Source organism: Furfurilactobacillus sp. W61-4, assembly GCF_057545565.1.
This window is the reverse complement of the sequence record NZ_BAAJNZ010000002.1, coordinates 119,284-145,779: the sequence shown is the minus strand read 5'-3', so window position 1 is coordinate 145,779 and position 26,496 is coordinate 119,284. Positions and strand designations below refer to the sequence as shown.

Below are 26,496 nucleotides of genomic sequence, written 5' to 3'. Positions count from 1 at the left end.
GTGGAGAAAGACCATTTCGTTCTGGTTTCTCTCCACGTTTTGTTTTAAGATAAATATTAATGATTTTCAGCAAAATCTCATTTGTTGAAAATCTAGCAATTATTACTGGTTTGGTTAGATTGTGAGGAAGTAGTTTATGGCAAAATACCTACTAAAGCGTTTGTTTTACCTCCTCCTAACGCTATTTCTGATTGCGACCATCACGTTCTTCATGATGAAGTTGTTGCCAGGGACGCCGTTAAGTAACGAGTCAAAACTCTCGCATGCTCAGATTCAAATGATTTACCACACGTATGGCTTAGATAAACCGGTTTGGCAACAATACGTGATTTATCTGGCCGGGATGGTTCACGGCAACTTTGGTCTTTCTTTCCAATTCGATAATCAACCCGTGTCATACCTCTTAGCGACGCGGATGCCAGCCTCCTTTCAATTAGGGATTCAGGCGATGATTATCGGCGTGTTGTTGGGAATTATCGTTGGGGGCATTGCCGCCATTCGCCGCAACACTTGGGTTGATGGGACAATGACGATTATTTCGATCTTAATGATTTCCATTCCCAGCTTCGTATTGGCCATTTTGTTACAATACTATCTTGGTCTTAAGGCTGGCGCTTTCCCGGTCGCTGGCTGGGGGAACTTCGCGTACACGATTCTACCAACCATTGCGTTGGCAGGTTCACCATTTGCCACAACGGCGCGATTTATTCGTACCGAAATGGTCGATGTTATGAGCTCTGACTATATTGAATTAGCAAAAGCCAAAGGATTATCGCAGACTGGGGTGGTTTATCATCACGCGTTGCGTAACTCCTTGATTCCCTTGATCACGTTAATTGGGCCCTTAACCGTTAACCTGATGACCGGCTCACTGGTGGTGGAGAACATCTTTGCCGTACCAGGGATTGGGGAACAATTCGTTAAGTCGATTACGACTAACGATTATCCAACGATCATGGGGATTACGATGATGTATTCTGTACTACTGGTGGTTGTTTTGTTATTAACGGATATTGTTTACGGCATCGTTGATCCACGAATTCGTCTGCAAGGAGGTCAAGGCTAATGGCTGAAAACGTCAATGTTCCAGATGATGCATTTGAACCACTTGGTAAAGAAGAACATCTAGATAATGAAAAGATTGCCGCACCGTCATTGACCTTCACGCAGGATGCATGGCGACGATTAAAGAAAAATAAAATTGCGTTTGTCTCAATGTGGATTCTACTGGTCATCTTCGCGTTAGCCTTGGTTGGCCCCGTGATTTCACCACATCAACCGAATAACGCCCAACCAGCGTACACGAACTTGCCTCCTAAAATTCCTGGGGTTCACATTCCTGGGCTAGATGGCACCAAGAGCGTCGACGGTGGGCGGGTTGACGCCTATACGGCACAACACGTACCTGCTGGCAAGTATTGGATTCTGGGTACGGATTACCTAGGCCGGGATCTGTTATCACGGATCATTGCCGGGACCCGAGTTTCCTTAGCGGTCGCGTTAATTGCCACCCTGCTTGACTTAACTGTCGGGGTTGGGTACGGGCTGATTTCAGGTTGGCGGGGCGGCCGAACGGACTTAATCCTGCAACGGATTATCGAAATTCTGTCTTCCGTCCCGAACCTGGTTTACATGATTTTATTACTGGTCGTAATGAAAGGGTCACTGTTGTCAATTTCTTTGGCGATTGCGATCTCTGGTTGGACGACGATGGCCCGCTTGATTCGGGCGGAAACGTTGACCTTGAAGAGTCAAGAATATATCTTGGCGGCCCGTACGTTAGGGGAAAGTTCATGGAAGATCGCCATGCGGCATTTAATTCCTAACATGAGTTCAGTCATCATTATTCAGACGATGTTTACGATTCCTAGCGCCATCTTCTTTGAGGCCTTCCTGTCTTATATTGGGATTGGGATTCAGCCACCGACTGCTTCACTGGGGACCTTGATTTCTGATGGGCAAAAGAACTTCCAGTTCCTACCTTTCCAGATGTGGTATCCAGCCATCGTGTTGATGGTGATCATGATTTGTTTCAACCTGTTTGCTGATGGCTTACGGGATGCCTTTGACCCACGTTCAAGAGAGTAGGTGACGTTAATCGTGGAAAGTACTGAGAATGAAAATTTAATCGAAGTTAACCACCTGCGCATTAACTTCAACACCTACGCAGGTAAAGTTAAGGCGATTCGCGACGTTTCGTTCCATTTAAAAAAGGGCGAAACACTGGCCATCGTTGGTGAGTCTGGTTCGGGTAAATCAGTCACGACGCGGGCCTTAATGGGATTAAATGCGGACAATGCTGAAATTGCTGGTGGTGAAATTTTGTTTCACGGCCAGGATGTCCTCAAGAAGTCAGAACAAGAAATGCAACAAATTCGTGGTAAAGATATCGCGATGATCTTTCAGGACCCGATGACGTCATTGGACCCCACGATGAAAATTGGTCGTCAGATCGCTGAGCCATTGCGGGTTCACAATCATGTTTCACGCGAAAAGGCGATGGAACAAGCTTTAGAAATGTTAAAGCTTGTTGGGATCACTGATGCAGAACACCGGATCAATGATTACCCGCACCAATTTTCTGGTGGGATGCGGCAACGAATCGTGATCGCGATCGCCTTAATCTGTTATCCAGAAGTGCTGATTGCCGATGAACCTACGACTGCTTTGGATGTCACCATTCAAGCACAGATCTTGAAGTTGATGAAAGAACTGCAAGAAAAGATTGAGACTTCCATCATCTTCATCACCCATGATCTCGGGGTTGTTGCGGGCATGGCTGACCGGATTGCGGTGATGTATGGTGGTAAAATCGTGGAATACGGTACGGTTGATGAAATCTTCTATAATCCACAACATCCTTATACTTGGGGCTTATTGAACTCAATGCCGACGTTAGATACGCGTAGTGGCGACTTGTCCGCTATTCCGGGGACACCGCCCGATTTGCTCGACCCACCTAAGGGAGATGCCTTTGCGGCTCGTAATCCGTATGCGTTAAAGATTGATGCGGAACAGGAACCGCCGTTCTTTAAGGTTTCTGAGACACATTACGCGGCAACTTGGTTATTAGATCCACGTTCACCACAGGTGGTACCACCTGTGGCGATTGCTAAACGACAGGATCAATGGGCTAAGATGCACAATGCTGATGGCGAATTGATTCGACCAGAAGCACCACTACCGACACCGGCCGCTCCGAGCGACGATGATCGTGAATAAAGAAAGGAGCGTCAAAATGGATTACACAGATCGGAAAAAGATTTTAGAAGTTAAAGATCTGAAGCAGTACTTCAACGTGGGCAAACGTGATGAAGTTCGTGCCGTTGACGACGTTTCCTTCGACATTTACGAAGGGGAAACGTTTGGATTGGTTGGTGAATCAGGTTCTGGTAAAACGACGACTGGTCGGGCAATCATTCATTTATATGAACCAACGGCTGGTGAAGTGCGCTTTGACGGCCGTGACGTTGCTAAAATCAAGGATCGTAAGGAACAACTGGAATTTCGCAAAGAAATGCAGATGATTTTCCAAGATCCGTATGCGTCATTAAACCCCCGGATGAAAGTCAAAGACATTGTCGCTGAAGGAATCGATATTCATCATTTAGCTAAAAATGATGAAGAGCGTTCTAAAATGGTTGAAGACCTGCTGGAAACGGTTGGTTTAAATAAGGACCATTCCAGTCGTTATCCCCATGAATTCTCTGGTGGACAGCGGCAACGGATCGGGATCGCCCGCGCATTAGCCGTTAATCCAAAATTTATCATTGCTGATGAACCGATTTCAGCATTGGATGTTTCGATTCAGGCGCAGGTTGTTAATTTGATGAAGGAATTGCAAATCAAGCAGAGTTTGACTTACCTCTTCATCGCCCATGACCTGTCGATGGTGAAGTATATCTCTGACCGAATCGGCGTGATGCACTATGGTCGGATTCTAGAAATCGGGCCAGCCGATGAGGTTTATACCAAGCCACTACACGACTACACGACAAGTCTATTGTCGGCCGTGCCAATTCCGGATCCAGAGGTTGAACGGACTCGGCAACAGTTGGATTATGATCCTAGCCGTGAAAGTGATGACAAGCCTCGTAAGATGGTGGAAATTGCTCCGCATCACTTTGTTCGGGCTGCTGAAGACGAGATTGAAATGTACCAAGAACGAGCTCGTAAGGCTGGCTTAGAAGTCTTACAGCAAGCTTAGTGATTTATTTATTTAAAGTCGTTTGTTGCGTTCAAGAAAGGGCAACGAACGACTTTTTTGTGCAAACAAAAACAGCGATTTCGTTGAGGAAATCGCTGCTAGTGTATTTTCTTTTTTGGGGGTATGTCAGGAGATATTGTTGATAGAGTCGTCTGCTATCAACAATATCTAAGATAACTGCTGGAGCTTAAAGTAACTTAAAAATCCCTGACTACTTTTAAAAAAAGTTGTTTAATCAGGTAAAAACCTTCCTGCTAGCCATAACAGGAAGGTTTTTGGGGGGATGAATTCTTTCGGAGTGTAGGAGTGTGGTAGCAATATCGCTATCAACAATAGTTAAGATACCGAATCAAGCTTAAATAGAACTGAAAATATAACAAAAACTCGGATTCTTTGTGACGATTGATTTTCGCTGTCGCTTTGTTCGATCATGGCAGTCCGTTGTTGCTCATCTTCACCCGTGATGGAACGTGCGCTGGCATAAACGTGTTCGCCATCACTGAAGACTGTGCACAACCAAAAATCCTGTTTGGGCCAAGACCGCCCGCTCACTCACGATTTTCTGTTGCTGCTCGGCCTCACCCGTGATGGCTCACACTCTGGCATAAACGTGTTCGCCAGACCTGAGCCCTGTGCACAACCAGCAATCACTACCGGGTGAAGTCACCCGTCCGTGATTTCCAGTTGTTGCTCGGTCTCACTCGGTCTGGCTCACACTCTCTGATAAAAGCTAGGCAACTGATGTAGATAAGTTGTAAACTGTGGTGGATACGAAAACCACAATTTGGCTTTGATGTGAGCCAGCAATTTTGGAGGATTTCCATGAAGGTTAAACAGATCCTGACAGCAACTGCGCTTTTAGGGGCCGCGGCGGTCACAGCTCAGGCACGTTTGATTGAGCGGCGTAGTGTTAGTAGTAAAGTCTTGGCTGGGCTAATGCGCCTACAGCCTAAGAAAATGTTTAGTCCCTATAAGCATGCAGAAAATTTAGTTACCTACGAATATTTTGCTGAAAAAAATGCGAAACCTTGGCAAATGAATGAGCAGTTTAAAGCTAAGTATCACGCGATTGTGTCATCAACGTATCCTTCAACCTACGAATTTCACGGACGATATCATGATAATCGATATACCGTTATTTACTTGCATGGCGGTCGCTTTTGGAATCAACCACAGGCGATGCAAATTCGGTTTGCCCGTAAATTGGCTGATACCTTGTCAGGCACGGTGTTAATGCCGATTTATCCACTCGCGCCAAATTACGACTATCAGGATGTTTTAGCTTCATTAGAAGCGTTATATCGTGAGGTAATCAAGACAGTCGATCCGGCAAAGCTCATCATCATTGGCGACTCTGCCGGGGGTGGCTTGGCGTTGACATTAGCGGAAGCGTTAAAAGAGTGGGATCTACCACAACCGAAAAATATTGTGGCGCTTTCTCCAGTGCTAGATGTTGGCTTAACTAACGATGAAATTCGGTATTATGAGGCAGCTGACCCGGTGTTGGATCGTTACTCATTGCAAGTGATGATGGGGCACTATTATGCGCACAATACGGTTACGACCGACTGGCATGTTAGCCCGCTTTATGGAGACATCACTGGGCTGGGGCGGTTAACCATTTTTGTCGGTACGCGAGAACTACTTTACCCGGATGCAGTTAAATTTCGGGAAAAGGCAAAACAAGCCGGCGTGGCCATTGACTTTTTCGACTATCCTTACATGATGCATAATTTCTTCAGTTTGCCATTACCTGAGACTGATCAGGCCTTTGATCAACTGGTTTTTGTGTTGGAACAACCAGTAGCAATTGGCTAGTTGCGGTTTGTTTTTCATTAAGTTATTTAATCTGGTTGACTTCAGATAAAAATAGTTTTATCCTGTTGGTCACATTCAGGCGAAAGGCGAGGTGCTCAGGATGAATGAAGTGATCTTGTATTTAGCTAACCATATTGAAAATGATGAATTACTCGGACGCTTGGTTCATGATATTGCCACTTATGAAAGCTCGGAGCAATCACGGCCGACCAAGCAATTGGCACATCAAATTAATCAGGTCGCCCGTCGTTTTGTCGAAGGTGAAGAGGAGCGTGTTGATTTAACTCACGTGCATCGTGATCCTAAATTAGCAGCATTGACGACAGCCTTAAAACAGTCGTCACAGCATGACAGATTGGAAGGACAGCCACTGTTGGCTGCGCCGCGGTATACAACTGAGCAAGCTTAATTAGCCGTTTTTTAAGAACAACTAAAAAATAAGTATGCGCGCGTTCAAAAAGTGAAAGTGCACATGCTTATTTATTTTGGTTTTTAAAGTTGGCCGTCGAGGCGATCCGTGTAGTCTACCGTCACCTGGTCAGCGTCGATGGTTAATTTAGTGACGCTCCCGTTGCGTGGTCCAGGTTGGGACGCAAATTGGTCGGAATAGTGATCGATCACATGCCGCAAATACGTGCCATGCGTCACCACTAGGACGTTATCACCATCATGATGTTGTTGCCGTAAGAAGCTGATGCCAGCCTGAATTCGACGCCACAGGTCATCATAGTGTTCTGCATGATGATAGGGGTCTGCATCAGCGACTAAGTTAGTCGCGCCTTCGAGTCCCAATTTTTCGATCAACGCATTGTAGGTGTCGCCGCCTTTAGGGGAACCGATCTGGTGCCACATCAGCATGTCATCATAGCCTTCCCAAAAGCCGAAGAATTGTTCGCGAAATTCAGGGCGCTGAATCGGTTGCGAAAGCGCACTTGGATTGGCGGCCAAAATCAGCTTTCCTGTGGCAAACGTCCGCGGTAAATCGCTCGAGTAAGCGGCGTCAAATGGCAGATGGCTCAGCAATAAACCGGCGTGTTCGCCATCGTTGATCCCTTTTTCGGTCAACGGTGCGTCCACCCAACCTTGCATCCGATGATATAAATTCAAATAAGTTTGCCCGTGACGAACCATGTAAACATTAAATGACATGAGAGCCTCCGTAAATATTAATAATCCTATCATAGCAAATTCCGGTGTTCGGCTCCAATCAATCTAGTCAATTGATGGCGGCAACTTTAGCAGTGTTGATCACCGTCGACCAACCTGAACTTCACGGGCCTGCTCTGAACGCGAAAGTACACCGATTTCACAGTCAGGCCTTATCGTAAGCGAAGTCCGCTGACGATAACGACACAGGCTGAGCCGATGTCCGCTGCGTCCAGGTCGGTCTACTTTTCGGTCCCTTCTCTTTTTATGCTTAGAATTCTACCGGTTTAAACTTTACGCCAACAATCAATTGCCGGGTGATCGGACCGGTGACAAAGTTAAGCCAGCCGATTTTACTAATGATTGACGGTCCCTAAGGCTGCGCGAATATCGGTAATGGCGGCTTTAGAGCCGGTAAAGATCAATCGATCGTTAAGTTGTAAGACTAGATTTCCGGTTGGCTTGATAAATTGACGATTACGAATCACCTGTGAAATGGTGATTTGATTGATGAACGGCAGATCACTGAGATTAATCCCAGTAAAACGCTGATTCAGGATGGTGACTTCGAAAATTCCCGCATCGGTGTCGGTCAAAATGCGCAGGGTATCCGGCGCTTCAATGAGACTGCGCGACAAGGCCAACGTGATTTCCCCCGTATTGAAGACTTCAATACCCGCCGCAGTGAGTTGGTCTTCAGTTTGGTCTAAAATATTGCGATCTTCATAGCGAACCAATACGCGGGGTACGCCATATTCTTTAGCGGCTAAAGCAACGCCGGCATTTTGCGCCGCGTTGTAGTGACCAATAAATAAAATATCGGCATCAAAAGCACCGACCTCAGCTAGCTGTTCAGGCGTGAACGGGTCAACTAAGGTGACGTTAACTTCACTATTATAGGCACGATAGTTCTCTGGCTTATCCGTAAACATGGCAATGTCATACCACCCTTTAGCCAGCTGCTGGGCAACTGGGACGGTGGTGATATTGGTGCCGATGAAGTGGACCGTTTGTTTAGGCAATGGTTCAGCGTCAGCCGCAAAGCACCGGTTAAAGAGTAATGGCGCAAAAATACAGGTAATAATCGCTGCTAACAAAAAGGCGCCGGCTTGTTGATTGGTCATTTGGTGGAGCGAGACGGCCACCGAGTCAATGGCCAAAACCAACGTGATGGTAGTCACTGATAGGGCAGTGCCAGCTGTCGCATTGACGGCTTTAAAGCGTAACTTCAAAATGGGCCAGATCGCGAGTTTTGCCACCACGTAACCGACAAATAGTAACGGAATCAATAAAAGCGTCTGTGGGCTGGCCATGAGGGCGGGAATGTCTAATTTAACACCGGTCATGATGAAGAAAATCGGGATAAAGAAGCCATAACCGATTGAATCGAGTTTTTCTTGCGTGGCCGGTCGTGGTTCGAGTAATTTCATGACAATACCAGCGACGAATGCCCCGAGGATGTTCTCGGCCCCCACCGTTTCAGCCACGGTAACGAGGGCGACAATAAGGAAGAAAGCTAAGCGGATGTCTAACTGGGTGGTTGATTTATTAATCCGTTCAAACCACGTGAAGAATGTCCGGAAGCGTAGTTGCAAGATGGCCGCGACAATAAACAAGATCAGCACCCAATAGATTGATTTGCTCGCATGGCCAACCAGACTCGCATAGACCGTGAGACTTAGCATCGGGACCACCTCACCGAGAACTGCGATTAAGAGCAAAGTTTGTCCATAAGGGCGACTGAGCAATTCGTTTTCTTTAAGTGTGGCGATCACTACCCCTAATGCGATGGTGGCAAACAAAATCGCTGCTAACCATGGGTCCGTGAATAGGCCGGTGGTTTTGAGGGCCCACCCCATCGCGATCGCTAATAGGACAACCGTGCCATAGGCGAGAATAGCAAGCATGAGCGGGCCTAGTTGTCGTGGTGAATTAGCGGCTGCTTTTTTTGCACGCGCCGTTTGAGGTAACGGTTGGCGGCGAAAAAGGCTGAAGTCGATTTCCATCCCACTTAAAAATAATAGGATAATCACACCTAATGTGGATAATTGGTTGAGCGTGCTTGAAGAATGAATCAAGTTGAAACCGCTCGTGCCGAGCAGAATACCGACAATGATTTCGACGACGGCGGTCGGCAAGAATGTAATTTTAAAACGAGCCATTAACAAAGGTGTCATTAAGGCCGCTAATAATAAGATTAATAGTGAAAGTTGCCCCATGGAACGTGCCTCCCAAGGTTAAGCATTATGGTCGATAAAAGTGATTAGAGTGACGCCGCAAATGTCGTGTTAGCGCGACGATAAGGCCAGGCAAAATTCCGATTGCGGCGACGCCAACAAATATCCAAGCAAAGTGGTGTTGAACAAATGGGAGACGGCCGAAGTAATAACCGAGCACACTCCCAACAGTGACCCACAAAGCGACGCCGATAACGTTTAGCACCGCAAACCGGCGTTCACTCATCTTTGTTGAACCGGCTAAAAGTGGGACAAACGTACGGATGAGGGGGACGAATCGACCGAAAATGACAGCGCGGCCCCCATATCGATTAAAAAAGTCGCGGCCACGTTCCAAGCCACCGCGTAGATGACGATTAATAAACTTGAAGCGTAACAGCCAAGCGCCAATGCGAAAGTTTATCGTATCGCCTAACACGGCTGCAAAAAAGAAAATTGGAACCAAAACTTTAATATCCAAATTTGATTGCGTTGCGGCCGCAATGGCGCTAGTCACGAAGATCAAGGATTCTCCGGGTAACCATGGAAAAATGACCAAGCCAGTTTCGGCGAAGATCAGGAGAAATAAGGTGACGTAACTCCAATCTCCCATCCAGGAGAAGAGTGGCAAAATGTATTCTTGTAAGTGACTCAAAATGTGAAAGAGTTGTGACATGCACCGTCCTCCTCGTCGTCCTCCGATTACCTCTAAGTGTAGATAAAATAGGTCTGAATAGCGAGGTATCAGGACTGACTTTGATAAATTTTTAGGTATGCGGAACATGCTTACCCCAATTTAGTTGTTTGCCGTATTCTGGCGGAAACGCGCTTGCCAGACCTAATCCTTCGGCGTGGTGGTGTTTAGGTTAATTGTACTTTGATGCTGACGCTAGCCTAAAATTTATGCGCGTTAACCGGCAAGTAGACCAACCAGGACGTAGCGGGAATCGGCTCAGCCTGTGTCGTTATCGTTAGCGGACTTAGCTGACGATAAGGTCTGACCGTGAAACCAGTGCACCTCCAGCTTCAGAGCGGACTCACGGCGTTCCAGACGAATGCTCGTGGCGTTCAGGTTGGTCGGCCGTGAATAACCCACACAAAGGTAACACCATCTGATTCATGCCAATCAGTTTACTAAACTACCCTAATTGAGCTATAATATTTAGTACGATTTTTCGCTAATTAACGTTGGTTTTAAGTGAATCAATGGGGACCATAAACAAGATGGAGGGCGATCACGTGACTGACTCAGCCGAGCAACAAGAACAAATACATCTAGATGATGTCATTGGAAAAATTAAGGTTGCGCAACAGGTCGCCAGTGAAGATATTGCCACGGCGGCCCGAGACCGAAAAGATATTGAACGGGCCTTTGGTGAAGTTCATCTAAATACAGGTAGCTATGAAGGCATGACGGATACGGCCATGTCATTACGGGCACAGCAACAGATGCTTGATGAACGCCAGAATAGTTGGCAACATGCCACACAACGGTTGGACGTATTGCAGAAGTTAGAACGGACGCCGTATTTTGCCCGAATCGATTTTCAAGAGGGACCGACTGGTAAGCCAGAGACGATTTACATTGGCTTAGGTTCGTTTGCCGATTCACCAGATCATTTTTTGATTTACGATTGGCGGGCCCCAATTTCTTCAATCTATTATGATGGTGGTCTAGGTGACATCACGTATCAGACCCCCGATGGTCCACAGACAGTGGATGTGAAGTTGAAACGACAATTTCAGATTAAAGATGGCGTGATTGTCACCATGTTCGATACCGATGAAGTCGTCGGTGACTCGATGTTGATGGAAGCGTTAGGCAACGCCTCTGATACTAAGATGAAGAGTATTGTGACGACCATTCAAAAGGAACAAAACCAGATTATTCGAGACACCAATTCTGATCTCCTATTCGTTCAGGGGGCGGCTGGGTCTGGGAAAACGGCGGCCGTGCTTCAGCGCGTGGCTTGGTTGCTGTATCGGTATCGCGGAAATTTGACGGCCGGGCAAGTGGTTTTGTTTTCACCGAACCAGTTGTTTAACGATTACATCAATCAAGTGTTGCCTGAACTAGGTGAACAAAACATGGTGCAGATGACATACTTGCAGTACACCAATCGACGTCTGCCCAAAATTCAAGTTGAAACGTTACAACAGCGATTTGAAGCAACGACTGATGATCAGTTTCGTGCAGTAAATACGTTGAAGGGAAGTCTCAATTACTTTAACGTGGTCACGGACTATGCCAATCATTTGGAACAAGCGGACATGCGCTTTCGGGATATTAAATTTCGCGATCAAGTCTTCATCAGCAAGGAAAAAATTGCAGAAATTTATTACTCATTCAATGAGAATTATCATCTGGCCAATCGTTTATCCGCGACGCGTGAGGAGCTTATTAAAATCTTGAATCGTCGTATTTCAACGGAAATTCGCGATAAATGGGTTGAAGAAGCGGTGCAGAATTTGACCCGTGAAGAAGTTGACACTATGTTTGGAGATCAACCGCGCGAATTTGATAGTCAGGAAAAGGAATATCGCTTCTTAGCCCGACAAATCGTGATGAAGGCGTTTAAACCCGTGCAGTTGGCTATTTCACGGAGTCGGTATTTGAACATCAACGCGCAATACGCGCACTTTTTGCGGCATGTGCCGGCCATGCTTGATTTATCCGCGCAGGGAATCAGTGAAGCACAGTGGCAAGCAAGTGTTGAAGTGACGTTATCAGGCTACCGTAATCATCAGCTGTCACTAGCTGACACGTCCGCTTATCTCTACCTATATGATATGATGACCGGTAAAAAAGGTGAGAAAGCCATTCGCTTCGTCTTCATTGATGAAGTTCAGGACTATTCGGCCTTTCAATTAGCTTTTCTGAAGTTTAGCTTTCCACGAGCTAAATTTACATTACTCGGTGATTTAAACCAGGCCATCTTCACCCAAGAAAATAGCCGGACATTGCTCAGTGAACTGTCGACGATGTTTGACCCGGAAAAAACGCGGGTCGTCCAGTTAACGAAGTCGTATCGTTCGACTCAGCAGATCACGGATTTCACCAAAGCTTTGTTAGTTGATGGCGAACAAATTACGGCCTTTAATCGGGCGGGTGATAAACCGATTGTCGCGGTATTGCCAAACCAATCTGCGCAAGAACAGCGGCTAATGGCACAACTGGATGCGAATAACCAAGCCCACGAGACGACAGCCATTATTGGGAAGACCTTAGCAGCCTGTGAAGCAATCGCTGATCAATTGAAGGCTGCTGGCGTGAAGGCGACGCTGATTCGGACGGAAAATCAGCGCTTAGTTCCCGGGACGTTAATTGTTCCAGCGTATCTAGCAAAAGGCTTGGAGTTCGATGCAGTGATTGTGTGGGATGCCTCAAAGCAAGTTTACGACGACGAAAGTGAGCGGCAATTGCTCTACACGATCTGCTCACGAGCGATGCATCAGTTAACGTTATTGGCAACTGGTGAATTGACGCCGTTAATGGCGCGCGTTCCAGCAGCGTTGTATACGCGTGAAACAGTCACGGTCTAACACATGAAAATAAAATAATAACGGGTGTGAAGCCGCTTTCAAAAAGTGGTCTCACACCCGTTTTGCTATGGTATACTGAACAGGAATTTTTAAAAACGTGGGGCAAGCAAATGGCTGAACAACTTGATAATTATGACCAATTTAAACGTGATCAGTGGCAAACGCTATTCGATGCCGAGTCGGTACCTTTAGATGAGATTGATTTGGAACAGATTCGTTCATTAAATGACCGTATTTCATTGGACGATGTGCGTGAGATTTATATGCCATTGGTGCATTACATCCTATTAAAGTATCGTGATTTCCAACGAGCTAACGATGAACGTAGTGATTTTTTACGTGTTGCTCACCGGCATGTCCCCTTTTTAATCGGTATTGCTGGGTCAGTTGCCGTTGGGAAGTCGACAACTGCTCGGCTATTAGCTTTGCTATTGCGACATTTATATCCACAACTAAAGGTGCAACAAATTACGACCGATGGGTTTTTATACCCTAATGCCGTGCTGGAGGAAAAGGGGATTGCTGACGACAAAGGGTTTCCTGATAGTTATGACATGCCTCGATTGATTCAATTTTTAAATGATGTCAAACAATCTAAACCGCATGTCCAAGCGCCTAAATATTCACATCAAGTGTATGATGTGATTCCCAATGAGTACGATGAAATCGATCAACCGGACATTTTAATTGTCGAAGGAATCAATGTCCTTCAATTACCTTCGCAAGCTGAAATTTTTGTCAGTGACTTTTTTGACTTTTCTCTCTATGTGGACGCGGATCCACAATTAGTTGAACACTGGTTCCTAGAGCGGTTCAATATTTTACTGAACTCTGCGTTCAACGATCCCACTAATTTTTATCACGAATTGGCGACTGGATCACGAGAAGATGCGTTTTTATATGCCCGACAAGTCTGGGATGATGTCGATTTGCGCAATTTGAACGAGTACATTTTGCCAACGCGGAATCGGGCGAACGTCATTTTGCATAAAGTCAGGCATCATACTATTGATGCTGTCTATCTGCGGAAGTATTGATGCTGGTTGTCCAGACCAGTGGTGCCTTGTTGGGGTGAGTGCGATCATCTTGACAGGGCTTTTTGTTTCAAAAAATGACAAAACCCATGGCAATAGCTAACGGTCAACCTGTTTTTTCAAAACAAGATTGGCTCAGTAAATGAACGTCCAGTCTAAGGCTTAAGTGGCGCCAATGCAGCCGTCAGCGGGCTTGTGACGCGCCGATTGTCGAGCTATGCAAACCTGATGCCTGTGCCTAGCCCAGCCCGATCAATTGGCCAAGCCCGCCAACTGCTCATGCTCAGCTAATGCTCGTCACCATTCGGTTTGTTTCGCTCTGAGTTATTTTGGTATGATAGAACGAATTTAACAAATACGAAGGGGGTGGTTGAATGTCAGAATTGCCGGTGGTTAATCGTAAACGGACGTTCAATTGGCCGTTATTTTTAAGTCCATTCATTTCACGACTTGGCGATGCATTGTACATCTTTGGATTAAATTGGTTCATTGTGAAAGCCACGGGGACCGCCTCCTTGTTGGGAATTGTTCAAGGAATCGGTGGGATTGTGTTGGTGGTGGCTGATTTATTAGCGGGTCCGTTGGTTGACGGCATGAATCGTAAAATGATCATGTTTTGGTCCGATGTTTTGAGCTTTATTGCTTGTTTACTAATGGCGTTAATTGTTGATGTCAATCATCCGGTATTTTATCAGCTGGTATTGTTGACGGTAATCTTAGATATCGGTCTAGGCTTCAACTTTCCAGCCGCCAAAGCGTTGGTACCAGAATTGATTGAAACGTCAGCGTTGCAACGGTTTAACGCGTTGTCTAACACTTCAATTAATCTGGCGGATATTTTTGCCCCTCTGCTGGGAGGCGCGTTACTGGCCATTAGGTGGGTCAATTTCCGTGAGTTTTTGTTTATTAACGCGGCTTCGTTCCTACTATCTATCGGATTGTTGCTGGGCATTTCGTATCATTATCAGCCGGAGCGGCGGCAGCGATTGTCAATATGGTCGAGTCTCACCAGCGGATTTAAGTATGTTTTAGGCAAGTCGTTGTTGGTCCAGATGGTCGTTGTTGATAGTGTCGTGAATATTTTCTATGCCGCTTTTAATTTGTTATTACCGTATGATGTTAAACATTATTTTAATGGTGATGAGCACTTATATAGTTACTTAATGGCAGTGATGGCGATTGGTGGCATGCTCGGGGGCTTGAGTCTGATTCGCTCGCAAAAAGTCCGCCAGATGAATCAAATTGAACACGAGATTTATTTACTCGCAGCGGTGATGTTAATTGCCGGTCTCTGGCGTCCATACGCGGTCTTACTGGTGGTCACCGGCATCTATGGCTTTTTAATTTCACGAATTGGTGTTAGTTTGTACACTTTGGTCCAAGACCAAACGGATGTGGCCTATTTAGGACGGGTCTTCGGAATTTGGTTTATTTCCGTTGATTTTATGCACCCGGTGGGCAACTTTATCTTCGGCTTTATTATCGATTGGTTGGGCGAGGGGACCTTTATTTTAATGGGAGTGACATTAGCTGTAGCAATTTTTGTGATTAGTTGGCTTTTTTCACAACATCAGTCAGAAACGTAAATGATTAACCTAAATGGTCTAAAAGAGGACGCATTTTGCAATTTACCCGCAAAATGCGTCTTTTTAGGTGGGCAGATAAACCGCTGTATCATCGTGATCAGTATTGAAAACAAGTCGAAAAACGATTGTCCACAAGTAACTGATAAGTCGATAAATTGTTAGAGACACAAGACGTTTCACGAATTGGGTTATATTACGAAATGTTTCAGATATCGGAATATATGACATTTGCGGCTAAATTTGTAATGTTTACGGTATTCTTCTGTTATTTACAATCTGTATAGTGGTCATCGTTAAGTTATTGTTATTAAAGAAATCTTAACTCACCATCACGAGTTAATTAGCCAGCGTGTAGCCCATCGTGGTTACACCAAACAACCTTAGGAGTGAAAATTAGTATATGAAGATCAAACAATTAGTTTTATCTACTGCTAGCGCAACTGCATTACTTGGTTTAGGGAGTGTCGTAGCAAACGCTGACACCAACATCACTGTTAAAAGTGGTGACACAGTTTCTAAGTTAGCTGCTGAAAACAACAGTACTGTTGAAGCCATTGTAAACGCCAACCACTTGCAAAACGGTGGGAACTTAATCTTTGTTGATCAGTCATTGACAATTCCTGATGCTGACGGTGCTAACACCGCTGCTTCAACGCAACAACAGACGCAAACGACTGCTACGCAACAACCTGCTGCTGCAACGCAACAAGCAACAACTACGCAAGCACCAGCTGCTGCACCTGCAGCTCCAGTTGCTTCTGGTTCTGATTCAGCAGCCCAAGCTTATATCGCAGCTCGCGAATCTGGTGGTTCTTACACAGCCGTTAATGGTCAATATTACGGCAAGTACCAACTTAGCTTAGACAAGTTGGGTGGCGACTTATCGCCAGCTCACCAAGAAGCTGTTGCAACGCAATACGCCGTTTCTCGCTATGGTTCATGGGCCGGCGCTCAAGCTTTCTGGCAATCAAACGGTTGGTGGTAATCAACCTGGCGTAAGCCAATAATTAAGTCTATTCTTGATCCAATGGTCGTCCAGTGATGGACGGCCTTTTTTGGTATTTTTATTTGCGTTAGAGTACGCTCTAGGGTGCATAATAGCGTTTGTAGTTATTTATAGGAAGAAGGAACTGCAATGAAGGGACGCTTTGGCTTTATCAGCATCGTCTTGTTCGGCTTGAATGCGATCATTGGCTCAGGAATTTTTTTATTGCCAAATACCGCAATGAAATTAATTGGGCCAGCTAGTTTATTAGTTTTTGTATTCGACATGCTGTTGGTGGTTAGTATTGCTTTTTGTTTCGCCGAGGACGCGAGCTTGTTTAAAGAAAATGGTGGTCCGTACGTCTACGCAAAAGCCGCCTTTGGCGATTTTATTGGTTATGAAGTTGGTTTTATTATCTGGGTGATTAGCATTATTGCTTGGGCGACGATGGCGGCAGGCTTAGCGACCGCTTTAGGTGCATTATGGCCAGTGTTAGCTCAACCGGTGTGGCGCGCAACGATTATTACGGTTCTCTTAGTCGGACTGGGCCTAATTAACATTCTCGGTGTTAACGTCACTAAATGGTTGAATGATGTTATTACTGTCGCCAAAATGGTGCCGTTAGTACTTTTTGTGGCAATCGGTCTTTTCTTCATGCACGCCGGCAATTTTACGCCGTTTTTTCCGCATGGGCATTATGTAACCGGATCATTTGGTCAAGCGGCAATTGTGATGTTTTATGCGTTTACCGGTTTTGAGGCCATTGTTATTGCCGCCGAAGCCATGAAGGATCCCCAACATGATGTACCGCGTGCCATCATCACAGTCATGGGGTTAGTGGCGTTGTTGTACTTTTTGATTCAAACCGTCTCGATTGGTATCTTGGGGCCACGATTGGCGACCACGGCGGCACCGATGCAAACCGCTTTGTCTGCAATTTTAGGACCGGTTGCTAAAGCGATTATTGGTGCGGGGACTGTGATCTCGATCACCGGCATTGCCATTGCGCAGTCATTTACCGTACCGCGTAGTGGTCAAGCAATGGCGGATAATGGTGTGATGCCAAGGGTCGTTGGTCATCTGAATCGGCGTGGTGTCCCTGATGTGGCGGTCATCATTTCGGTGATATTGGCATTACCACTGGCGTTGACAGGGACCTTTAGTACGCTAGCTGCTATTTCAGTTGTCTCACGATTTGCCCAATACTTGCCTACGATTTTAGCGGTATTGGTCTTTCGCCGAACGCGGCCAAATCAGCCGCGAGCCTTCCGAGTGCCGTTTGGACCGGTGATTCCCATCATCGCAGTCTTGGTTTCATTTTGGTTACTTGCGCAGGCACAATTGGTGAACCTAATTTGGGGGCTGGGAGCTTTGGTGGTTGCCATCCCCTTTTATTTCTTAACGCGTAACCGGCGCCGCGAACTTGAACAGCAACAAAATCAGCATCGATAAATAATCAGAGCGAAACAAGCCGGGTGATGTCGAGCACTAGCTGAGACTGACTGGTTGGCGCTCTTTGCCAATTAGGCAGGCTGGGCTAGGCACAGACATCAGGCTTGGGTAGCTCGACAAATACAACAAACCGCTCAGTCAAGGTAGCAAATGACTGAGCGGTTTTTAACTATACCAATTATAAAAATAGACGGATTTTTGGTTAACTACGTGGCTTTTCACCAACAAAATAATGGCAAAATACAACCGTATGCTAAAATATAGACCAATGTGGAGAAATCCTTGGTAATTATGGATGAAAAACGGTATTCCAATTTTAACTACTCATGTATTTTTAACCAAACTATTACCATTATCACCATTTTATTCTTGTCGATTTATGATGAGACCGCTATCGTATCAAACATAGACCAAAAGTACCGGTCGTGATTTACTCGCCGGATTGTTAAAAGAAAAGGATGATAAATTTATGTTTGATTCAATTGACCAATTAGCGGTAAATAGTGTGCGGACGTTAAGTCTCGACGCCATTGATCGGGCGCAGTCAGGCCACCCTGGATTACCGATGGGAGCTGCACCAATGGCTTACACTTTGTGGAGTCGGCATCTGACCGTTAATCCAAAAGATTCACATTGGTTTAATCGTGATCGCTTTGTCTTGTCGGCTGGTCACGGGTCAGCAATGTTATATAGCCTATTGCACTTAAGTGGCTACAAGGTTTCGATGACTGATTTGAAACATTTTCGCCAATTAGGCAGTAAGACACCGGGGCATCCCGAATATGGGTGGACCGATGGCGTTGAAGCGACCACTGGTCCACTAGGACAGGGGCTAGGGATGGCTGTTGGCATGGCGATGGCTGAAGAACACTTGGCGGCAACCTATAACCGGCCGGGCTTTAACGTTGTCGATCATTATACGTACACACTGGTCGGTGACGGTGACTTGATGGAAGGAATCTCCCATGAAGCGGCGAGTCTGGCTGGCCGCTTAAAACTCGGCAAATTAATTGTGCTATATGATTCCAATGACGTTTCACTCGATGGCCCCTTGTCGAATGCGTTTAATGAAAATATTCATCAACGATTTGAAAGTTATGGATGGGACTACCATCGCGTGGGGGATGGTAACGACCTAAATGCGATTGATCATGCGATTAAGCAGGCGCAAGCCGCTAACGATCGTCCATCCATTATTGAAGTCAAAACGACTATCGGTTACGGTTCACCACAAGCAGGCACCAATAAAGTCCATGGTGCACCGTTGAGTGAAGCTGATCTAGCTGCCACTAAAGAGGCCTACGATTGGCCATACGCGCCGTTTTACGTTCCGGGCGAAGTGTATGAACGCTTCTATCGTTCAATTCGACGTCGCGGGCATAAGGCTGAGGCGCAATGGAACCACATGATGGAAAGTTATGCGATGCAATATCCTGAATTAGCTGCCTATTTTGCGGATGATGTGCGTCAAATTAAGAGTGTTGATCTCAGTGATTTAACCGATGATTATGAACTGGGCGATGCCGAAGCCACGCGGTTAACCTCCGCCAAGGTGTTGCAGACATTAGGTAAGCGTGAACACTCACTGTGGGGTGGCTCGGCTGATTTATTTGCTTCCAATAAGACTGATTTGAAGGATAACGGTCGGTTTGATGTGGATAACGCGGTTAATCGTAATTTGTGGTTTGGTGTGCGGGAATTTGCAGAAGGTTGTGCCATGAACGGGATTGCGCTACATGGTGGTACGCGGGTATATGGCAGTACCTTTATGGTCTTTTCAGATTACATGCGCGGGGCGATTCGTTTGGCGGCTCTGCAGAAGTTACCAGTCACTTATGTCTTCACGCACGATTCAATCGCGGTTGGGGAAGACGGGCCAACGCATGAACCGATTGAGCAACTGGCCGCATTGCGGGCAATGCCTGGGCTTTCGGTGATTCGACCGGCCGATGCCAATGAAACGATTGCGGCGTGGCAGCAGGCGATGGGAACCCATGATCGTCCAACAGCGCTAATTCTTTCTCGTCAAACATTACCCGTTTTAGCTGGGGCCAAACAACATCCAGAAGGGGTGAGCCGTGGGGCCTACGTGATTTCACCACAAAAAGGGCGGACGCCAGATGGGATCTTAATCGCGACAGGGTCAGAGGTTCAGCTAGCGATCATTGCGCAACAGCGCTTAGCAGATCGTGGTGAGGATGTCAGCGTTGTTTCAATGCCAAGTATGGATCTGTTCGACGCCCAACCTGAGTCTTACCGTGAAACAGTTTTGCCTCATGATGTGCGAAATCGGGTGGCGATTGAAATGGGTCGGACCACAGATTGGGGCAAGTATGTCGGGCTAGACGGCAAAGCGATCGGCATCGACAGCTTTGGTCTGAGTGGTAAGGGTAGCGAAGTAGTCAAACGTTTCCACTTTACCGCTGATACCATTGTCGACACTTATGCTTCATTGGTGAACACCCGGTTACATGCCTTGTCAGACTTTGCCTCAACGAGATAAATAGTATAGATCGGAAAGCGTGTTTGGGTGTTGTCCCAAACACGCTTTTTGGTCGCTTTAATTATTCACTGCTATCAGCATCTTCCTCAGTATCTAGATTGAATCAATTCATATGGGTATTAGTATTTTGTTACTGTGGATTAACCACGCTTCTTGGAGCTTCTTGCAACATGTCTTGACTGATACTGCGGCGGTTTAAGTTTTATCGTACATTAAAGAAAATATTCAAAATTGAAATATAACATTTTGTGCATTATACTATCTCATAAGGAAAGCTAATATTTTTATAATTCGTGAATGAAATCACTTATTTTTTCTTCTGGGGGAAGAATCATGATAAAAACAATATCGAGTCACCTAGTTAAATCTTGGTTAGTTGTGGAGATCTATAACGACCCTAATGCCAAAAAACAGCCTATCGACCGATACGGCTATTGAGCCAGAGTCTGTCACTGTTGAGTAAATGGAGGAATACAAAATGAGTAGACGATCAAACCAGTTTCTAATAACAAAAAGGGCAAATAAATTTTGGCTGTTTTCGGCTACGCTAAGTTTGGCTTTTACAGGTTTTCTAGCAACCTCTATGAAGGTACAGGCGAGTAATCAACTGACACAACAACCCCTCGAGACGAATAACCATATATTGAATTTTACTACAGCATTATCATCTGGGATATCGAGTACAAATTCAGACAAGTCCAGTGCTGCTGATTCTTCGGCTACTAGTTCGGCCAACTCCAGTTTAGCTGATTCGTCAGCGACTAGTTCCGTTAACTCCAGTTCAGCTGATTCGTCAACCACTAGTTCTGCTAACTCTAGTTCGGCTGACTCTTCAGTTACTAGCTCAGCTACTTCTTCTTCAGCAACAAGCGATGCAAAGGTTGATCATGGTGTCGTTTACCTAGAAGAAGATGGAACTGTAGTCGCGACAATTTCTAAACAAGAATTCAATCATCCAGCATTAGATGTTCATGGATTCCCAATTTATGCCGGTCAATATCATGCCAGTTATTGGCACTCAGATACGCAAGACTACGGAATTTCCACCGATGATAACATTACCTTCGATTACCATATTCCGGTAATTTCATTAGCTGAATACAACAAGGAATATGATAGTATCACGACTACTTATAACTACATTGATCAAGCAACTGGTCAACAAGTTGGCTCTTGGGACTATGTTTATATTCAAATTGTTTACAATGATTTTCAAAATATTCCGACTGGTTATCAACTTGCCAATCCACAGGAAACAATCGCTGAAGCAACTACCGGTAGGGTAAACAATGTTTATGTTACTAAAATTGATAGAGATAGTTCGGCTAGTTCTAGTTCGGCTGATTCGTCAGCGACTAGTTCGGCTGACTCCAGTTCAGCTGATTCGTCATCCACAAGCGATGCGAAAATTGATCATGGTGTCGCTTATCTAGAAGAAAATGGCGTTGTAGTCGCGACAATTTCTAAGCATGAGTTCGATCATCCTGTTTTAGACGTTCATGGTATTCCAATTTATGACGGTCAATACTACCGTAGCGACTGGAATTCAGATATGAGACAACTTGAAATGACCACCGTTGACGGAGTTACTATTAATTACAATGTCGATGTTATTTCACAAGCAGAATTCAACAAACAGTATGATAGCATGACAACTGCCTACAACTATGTTGATCAAGCTACAGGATCTCAGGTGGGTATTTGGAAATATGCTCATGTTGCGGGCGGAGGCGTTGCCACTTTCCAAGATATTCCAGTAGGTTATGAACTTGTGAATCCAAGTGAAACAATTGAAGAAGCAACAACTGGTAAGGTAAACAATGTTTATGTTACCAAAATTGGCGGAGACAGTTCAGCCGACTCGTCAGTGGCTAGTTCCGATAACTCCAGTTCGGCTGATTCTTCAACGACTAGTTCTGCTAGCTCCAGTTCGGCCGATTCGTCAGCGACTAGTTCCGCCAACTCCAGTTCAGCTGACTCGTCAGCGGCTAGTTCCGATAACTCCAGTTTAGCTGATTCGTCAGCGACTAGTTCCGTTAACTCTAGTTCGGTCGATTCGTCAGCTTCTTCTTCAGCAACAAGCGATGCAAAGGTTGATCATGGTGTCGTTTACCTAGAAGAAGATGGAACTGTAGTCGCGACAATTTCTAAACAAGAATTCAATCATCCAGCATTAGATGTTCATGGATTCCCAATTTATGCCGGTCAATATCATGCCAGTTATTGGCACTCAGATACGCAAGACTACGGAATTTCCACCGACGATAACATTACCTACGATTACCATATTCCCGTAATTTCATTAGCTGAATACAACAAGGAATACGATAGTATCACGACTACTTATAACTACATTGATCAAGCAACTGGTCAACAAGTTGGCTCCTGGGATTACGTTTATATTCAAGTCGTTTACAATAGTTTTCAAAATATTCCGACTGGCTATCAACTTGCCAATCCACAGGAAACAATCGCCGAAGCAACAACCGGTAGGGTAAATAATGTTTATGTTACCAAAATTGATGGAGATAGTTCAGCTAGTTCTAGTTCGGCCAACTCCAGTTCAGCTGATTCGTCCGCTACTAGTTCGGCTAGCTCCAGTTCAGCTGATTCGTCCGCTACTAGTTCCGTTAACTCTAGTTCGGTCGATTCGTCAACCACTAGTTCCGTTAACTCTAGTTCAGCTGATTCTTCAACGACTAGTTCTGCTAACTCCAGTTCAGCTGACTCGTCCGCTACTAGCTCGGCCAACTCCAGTTCAGCTGATTCTTCAACGACTAGTTCGGCTAGCTCCAGTTCAGCCGATTCGTCCGCTACTAGTTCTGCTAACTCCAGTTCAGCCGATTCTTCAGCTACTAGTTCTGCTAACTCCAGTTCAGCTGATTCTTCAACGACTAGTTCGGCTAGCTCCAGTTCAGCCGATTCATCCGCTACTAGTTCTGCTAACTCCAGTTCAGCCGATTCTTCAGCTACTAGTTCGGCCAACTCTAATGCGGTCGATTCGTTAGCGGCTAGTTCCGTTAACTCTAGTTTCGCTGATTCTTCGGCTACTAGCAACAATTTAACCACCAGTTCTGACACCTCTGTGGCTAATAATCGGTCAGCCAAGCCGGCCACAACGACACCACAAGACGTAATCAAAGGTTCGGCTGGGGTTAATCGGCTAGCTGCATCACATTTACATTCATCATTGAATCCAAAATCTGCGTTACCGAAGACAAGCACCACTCACCGCGATTCAATTGACCAGCAAGTAGAGTTATTTGCGATCTTGGCCGCTGCGACATTGACTGTTTTCCCAGTTAGAAAACGCAAATAGCTTTTTATCAACTGCTGCATTATGAATAAAAAATCTCCTTGTCTTTCAGCTAACCGGTTTTAGAAACGGACGGCTGAGAAGGTGAGGAGATTTTTTATAGTCAGACTCAAATTAACATGTTCGTGGTCGTTCGACACCACCGGCTTGCCCTCAGATTGTTTGTCGGGTTCCACAAGCGGGATTAATTGGTTAAGACCGCCAGCCGCTCAGACTACGAACTATCTCAAGCAGTCAATGCATGGGATTGATTATTATAATCGAGGAGGAATCTAAATAAAATTAGGTAGCTAATCACCGTTCAATTTTGAACGAGAATTAACTACCTAAATTAATAAACCTGTTTAATGCCGACTTTTGGAGTAAACGTCACTTTCTGGATTGAAGAAAGGTGATTTCTTGATGATCACCAGTGTTAAGATGACATTTTACTTCAAATTTGCCACAGCCTTTTTAATCAGTTGGCTTTGGAATTGAGCGGCATATTGTTTGCTCAATTGTTGTTGCTTAGCTTGGTTATTGGCCAAACTAGGATCTTTTGCGATGGCGGATTGCATCTGTTGCTTAACGAATGCAGCGGCCTGTTGTTTGACTTGCGCTTGGGCAGCAGGGGTCTGCTGTTTAGCCATTTGTGCTTTCAATTGTTTAGCCTGCGTCGTCGATAAGTGTACCCAGTCATTAGGTAGATGGAACGTGTTCGTTCGTTTAATCAATTCGTGGTTATTATTAGCGACGTTAAACCACAATTTGGTTGTGTTGTTCTTGTAGACCCACCGCGTTTCTTTGGTGGTTAAAGTAGCCGTTGAAGCAGTCGTTGACTTGACGTGGTTAAACGTATTTTCGTTAACCTGCGTGTGACCGGGCTTCTTTTGCCCCTTTTTAGTTGCGTAAATTTGCGTATTTTCGGTGCCTTTAGTACCGATGTTTTGATAAAGCATCATGTTCATTTTGCCAGTTGGATCGGCGGAATAGATGACTTTAGTTGTGGTAGTGGTCACTTTCTTCATGCCAAAGTGATCGTGATCGTTTAAGTTGATCATGAGTAACGACGGAATGAGGAAGACTAGCGCCAACAATGTCCCAACCGTTCGCCAGATAACCGGTTTAATGTAGACAAAACAAACGAAAAAGGCGATGGCACCGAGAACTAAGGTGACTAAAATCATTAGGCTTCACCTCCATTATCAGCGGCTGCAGGAGTCTTTAAGCCGTCTGTGTTTGCTTGCGTGACGTGAGTTGAAGCTCGTTTGGATCCCTTAAGGAAGAAAGCCAAGACAAAGCCGAGAATACAAAAGCCGATCGCTACCCAGAAAGTTGCGTGGTAACCGCTTAAGGTCGCGTTAATCGCACGAACCTTGTAGACCAGTGGCGTCTGGGTAAGCACGTGGTGGGCGGGCATGGCGTTCTTAGTAACGTTTGAAAGGACTGAAACCATGACGGCAGTCCCGATGGAGGTCGCCACCTGCCGGGTTGTGTTGTTAACTGCGGTCCCATGAGAAATTAAATCAAAGGACAACGCGTTCATCCCAGCCGTTGTCACTGGCATCATGACCATGGAAATCCCAAACATGCGGACCGCATACAAGAAGGTCACGTAGATTGTCGGGGTTGTTTTGGTGATCATGACAAAAGGCAATGTGCCGGCGGTTAGCAGGAACAATCCAGCGATACCGAGACGTTTAGCACCAATGCGGTCGAAGGTTTGCCCGGTAATGGGACTCATTACTGCCATCATTAAGGCACCTGGTAAAAGGGTAAGTCCAGAATGAAAGGCGCTCATGCCGTGAACAATTTGCAAGTACAGCGGCAGAACCATTTCAACCCCCGTCATGGCAATCATCACGACAGAACTGAGAATTGCCGCAATGGTAAATTCACTGGACTTGAAGACACGTAGTTGCAGAAATGGGTGTTCCATGGTTAATTGGCGCCAAACGAATAAAGCAATGATGATAACGCCAAGCACGAGTGTTGAAATGACCTTCACAGAAGTCCACCCATCGTCACCAACGGATGAGAAGCCATATAATAATGAACCAAATCCAAATGTCGACATCGCAACAGATAACCAGTCTAGTCGTGGCTTGGTTGTTTCGATAACCGACTTCATAAAGAAGAATGCACCGATAATGACAACAGCGACGATCGGAATAATCATGCCGAATAAATCACGCCATTGATATTGATCAATGATCCACCCAGATAGCGTTGGTCCAATAGCCGGCGCAACACCAATAACAATCCCAGCTAATCCCATGGCAGCACCACGAGAACTAGCAGGGAAAATCGTTAGCATCAGGGTCTGCAACAATGGCATCGCAATCCCAACACCGACGGCCTGAACGAGTCGGCCAGTGAGTAGCGTGCCGTAGTTAGGTGCGATAAATGCAATGATCGTTCCAATTTCAAAGATTGTCATCGCGGAGATATACAACCATTTTGAATTAAATCGACTTGATAAGTAAGCAGAGATCGGAATCATGATCCCATTGACCATTAAGAAACCAGTGGTGAGCCACTGAACGGTCGAAGTAGAAATATCGAAGGCTTTCATCAAAGTTGGGAAAGCGGTCGTTAAAATAGTCTGGTTCAGGACGGTACAAAATGTCCCAATTAGCAAGACGACAACCATTAAGGTACGGTTATACGGTTTGCCGTTGGTATCGACGGCTTTTGCCATAGGAGTTCCT

The 26,496-nt window shown here is 45.5% G+C and carries 18 protein-coding genes; 13 read left to right on the top strand and 5 right to left on the bottom strand.

Annotated features, from left to right (window positions below; translation table 11 throughout):
• Positions 1-136: 136 nt before the first annotated feature.
• From opp3b to AC27FN_RS03930, 6 genes are all read left to right on the top strand, one after another.
• On the top strand, positions 137-1,066 hold the full coding sequence (gene opp3b / locus AC27FN_RS03955) for an oligopeptide ABC transporter permease (RefSeq protein WP_487166711.1): 930 nt from the start codon (positions 137-139) through the stop codon (positions 1,064-1,066).
• The gene (locus AC27FN_RS03950; RefSeq protein ID WP_487166710.1) at positions 1,066-2,088 is read left to right on the top strand and encodes an ABC transporter permease; all 1,023 of its coding nucleotides are present in this window, start codon (positions 1,066-1,068) and stop codon (positions 2,086-2,088) included. The genes opp3b and AC27FN_RS03950 overlap by 1 nt, the downstream gene beginning before the upstream one ends.
• Before the next feature lie 12 nt (positions 2,089-2,100).
• Positions 2,101-3,222, top strand: coding sequence for an ABC transporter ATP-binding protein (locus AC27FN_RS03945; protein ID WP_487166709.1), 1,122 nt, complete (start codon positions 2,101-2,103; stop codon positions 3,220-3,222).
• 16 nt (positions 3,223-3,238) lie between these two features.
• Positions 3,239-4,207 carry an ABC transporter ATP-binding protein gene (locus AC27FN_RS03940; RefSeq protein ID WP_487166708.1) on the top strand — a complete coding sequence of 323 codons (969 nt, stop codon included), beginning with the start codon at positions 3,239-3,241 and terminating at the stop codon, positions 4,205-4,207.
• An 822-nt stretch (positions 4,208-5,029) separates the two neighbouring features.
• Positions 5,030-6,025: an alpha/beta hydrolase fold domain-containing protein gene (locus AC27FN_RS03935; protein WP_487166707.1), complete on the top strand. Its 996-nt coding sequence runs from the start codon at positions 5,030-5,032 to the stop codon at positions 6,023-6,025.
• Positions 6,026-6,125: 100 nt separating this feature from the next.
• Positions 6,126-6,434 carry a hypothetical protein gene (locus tag AC27FN_RS03930; RefSeq protein WP_487166706.1) on the top strand — a complete coding sequence of 103 codons (309 nt, stop codon included), beginning with the start codon at positions 6,126-6,128 and terminating at the stop codon, positions 6,432-6,434.
• 83 nt (positions 6,435-6,517) lie between these two features.
• On the opposite strand, the gene AC27FN_RS03925 is transcribed toward AC27FN_RS03930, so the two are convergent.
• The 3 genes from AC27FN_RS03925 to AC27FN_RS03915 form a co-directional block, all read right to left on the bottom strand.
• Positions 6,518-7,174, bottom strand: coding sequence for a histidine phosphatase family protein (locus AC27FN_RS03925; RefSeq protein WP_487166705.1), 657 nt, complete (start codon positions 7,172-7,174; stop codon positions 6,518-6,520).
• A gap of 353 nt (positions 7,175-7,527) precedes the next feature.
• On the bottom strand, positions 7,528-9,390 hold the full coding sequence (locus AC27FN_RS03920) for a monovalent cation:proton antiporter family protein (RefSeq protein WP_487166704.1): 1,863 nt from the start codon (positions 9,388-9,390) through the stop codon (positions 7,528-7,530).
• A gap of 25 nt (positions 9,391-9,415) precedes the next feature.
• Positions 9,416-10,063, bottom strand: coding sequence for a VTT domain-containing protein (locus AC27FN_RS03915; protein ID WP_487166703.1), 648 nt, complete (start codon positions 10,061-10,063; stop codon positions 9,416-9,418).
• A gap of 563 nt (positions 10,064-10,626) precedes the next feature.
• On the opposite strand from AC27FN_RS03915, the gene helD reads away from it, so the two are divergent.
• The 7 genes from helD to AC27FN_RS03880 all read left to right on the top strand — a co-directional run bounded on the left by helD (position 10,627) and on the right by AC27FN_RS03880 (position 23,809).
• Positions 10,627-12,930 (top strand): RNA polymerase recycling motor HelD, encoded by a 2,304-nt coding sequence (helD, locus tag AC27FN_RS03910; protein WP_487166702.1) that lies wholly within the window; start codon positions 10,627-10,629, stop codon positions 12,928-12,930.
• A gap of 110 nt (positions 12,931-13,040) precedes the next feature.
• Positions 13,041-13,967 (top strand): type I pantothenate kinase, encoded by a 927-nt coding sequence (coaA, locus tag AC27FN_RS03905; RefSeq protein ID WP_487166701.1) that lies wholly within the window; start codon positions 13,041-13,043, stop codon positions 13,965-13,967.
• Between the two features lie 371 nt (positions 13,968-14,338).
• Positions 14,339-15,550: an MFS transporter gene (locus AC27FN_RS03900; protein ID WP_487166700.1), complete on the top strand. Its 1,212-nt coding sequence runs from the start codon at positions 14,339-14,341 to the stop codon at positions 15,548-15,550.
• 400 nt (positions 15,551-15,950) lie between these two features.
• On the top strand, positions 15,951-16,535 hold the full coding sequence (gene apf, locus AC27FN_RS03895; protein WP_487166699.1) for an aggregation-promoting factor: 585 nt from the start codon (positions 15,951-15,953) through the stop codon (positions 16,533-16,535).
• A 150-nt stretch (positions 16,536-16,685) separates the two neighbouring features.
• Complete coding sequence (locus tag AC27FN_RS03890) at positions 16,686-17,987, top strand: APC family permease (RefSeq protein WP_487166698.1); 1,302 nt, start codon at positions 16,686-16,688, stop codon at positions 17,985-17,987.
• 469 nt (positions 17,988-18,456) lie between these two features.
• Positions 18,457-20,490, top strand: coding sequence for a transketolase (gene tkt, locus AC27FN_RS03885; protein ID WP_487166697.1), 2,034 nt, complete (start codon positions 18,457-18,459; stop codon positions 20,488-20,490).
• A 478-nt stretch (positions 20,491-20,968) separates the two neighbouring features.
• Positions 20,969-23,809 carry a hypothetical protein gene (locus AC27FN_RS03880; RefSeq protein ID WP_487166696.1) on the top strand — a complete coding sequence of 947 codons (2,841 nt, stop codon included), beginning with the start codon at positions 20,969-20,971 and terminating at the stop codon, positions 23,807-23,809.
• Positions 23,810-24,234: 425 nt separating this feature from the next.
• Here AC27FN_RS03880 and AC27FN_RS03875 read toward each other — a convergent pair whose 3' ends face one another.
• Positions 24,235-24,972 carry a DUF4811 domain-containing protein gene (locus AC27FN_RS03875; RefSeq protein WP_487166695.1) on the bottom strand — a complete coding sequence of 246 codons (738 nt, stop codon included), beginning with the start codon at positions 24,970-24,972 and terminating at the stop codon, positions 24,235-24,237.
• Positions 24,972-26,486 (bottom strand): MDR family MFS transporter, encoded by a 1,515-nt coding sequence (locus AC27FN_RS03870; protein ID WP_487166694.1) that lies wholly within the window; start codon positions 26,484-26,486, stop codon positions 24,972-24,974. Before AC27FN_RS03870 ends, AC27FN_RS03875 begins: the two co-directional genes overlap by 1 nt.
• Positions 26,487-26,496 lie beyond the last annotated feature (10 nt).

Coding starts and splice junctions, on each gene's coding strand:
- AC27FN_RS03920 (WP_487166704.1), bottom strand. CDS start 9,390: ATGGGGCAACTTTCACTATTAATCTTATTATTAGCGGCCTTAATGACA.
- apf (WP_487166699.1), top strand. CDS start 15,951: ATGAAGATCAAACAATTAGTTTTATCTACTGCTAGCGCAACTGCATTA.
- AC27FN_RS03900 (WP_487166700.1), top strand. CDS start 14,339: ATGTCAGAATTGCCGGTGGTTAATCGTAAACGGACGTTCAATTGGCCG.
- AC27FN_RS03870 (WP_487166694.1), bottom strand. CDS start 26,486: ATGGCAAAAGCCGTCGATACCAACGGCAAACCGTATAACCGTACCTTA.
- AC27FN_RS03930 (WP_487166706.1), top strand. CDS start 6,126: ATGAATGAAGTGATCTTGTATTTAGCTAACCATATTGAAAATGATGAA.
- tkt (WP_487166697.1), top strand. CDS start 18,457: ATGTTTGATTCAATTGACCAATTAGCGGTAAATAGTGTGCGGACGTTA.
- AC27FN_RS03915 (WP_487166703.1), bottom strand. CDS start 10,063: ATGTCACAACTCTTTCACATTTTGAGTCACTTACAAGAATACATTTTG.
- AC27FN_RS03880 (WP_487166696.1), top strand. CDS start 20,969: ATGAGTAGACGATCAAACCAGTTTCTAATAACAAAAAGGGCAAATAAA.
- coaA (WP_487166701.1), top strand. CDS start 13,041: ATGGCTGAACAACTTGATAATTATGACCAATTTAAACGTGATCAGTGG.
- opp3b (WP_487166711.1), top strand. CDS start 137: ATGGCAAAATACCTACTAAAGCGTTTGTTTTACCTCCTCCTAACGCTA.
- AC27FN_RS03935 (WP_487166707.1), top strand. CDS start 5,030: ATGAAGGTTAAACAGATCCTGACAGCAACTGCGCTTTTAGGGGCCGCG.
- AC27FN_RS03940 (WP_487166708.1), top strand. CDS start 3,239: ATGGATTACACAGATCGGAAAAAGATTTTAGAAGTTAAAGATCTGAAG.
- AC27FN_RS03950 (WP_487166710.1), top strand. CDS start 1,066: ATGGCTGAAAACGTCAATGTTCCAGATGATGCATTTGAACCACTTGGT.
- AC27FN_RS03925 (WP_487166705.1), bottom strand. CDS start 7,174: ATGTCATTTAATGTTTACATGGTTCGTCACGGGCAAACTTATTTGAAT.
- AC27FN_RS03875 (WP_487166695.1), bottom strand. CDS start 24,972: ATGATTTTAGTCACCTTAGTTCTCGGTGCCATCGCCTTTTTCGTTTGT.
- AC27FN_RS03890 (WP_487166698.1), top strand. CDS start 16,686: ATGAAGGGACGCTTTGGCTTTATCAGCATCGTCTTGTTCGGCTTGAAT.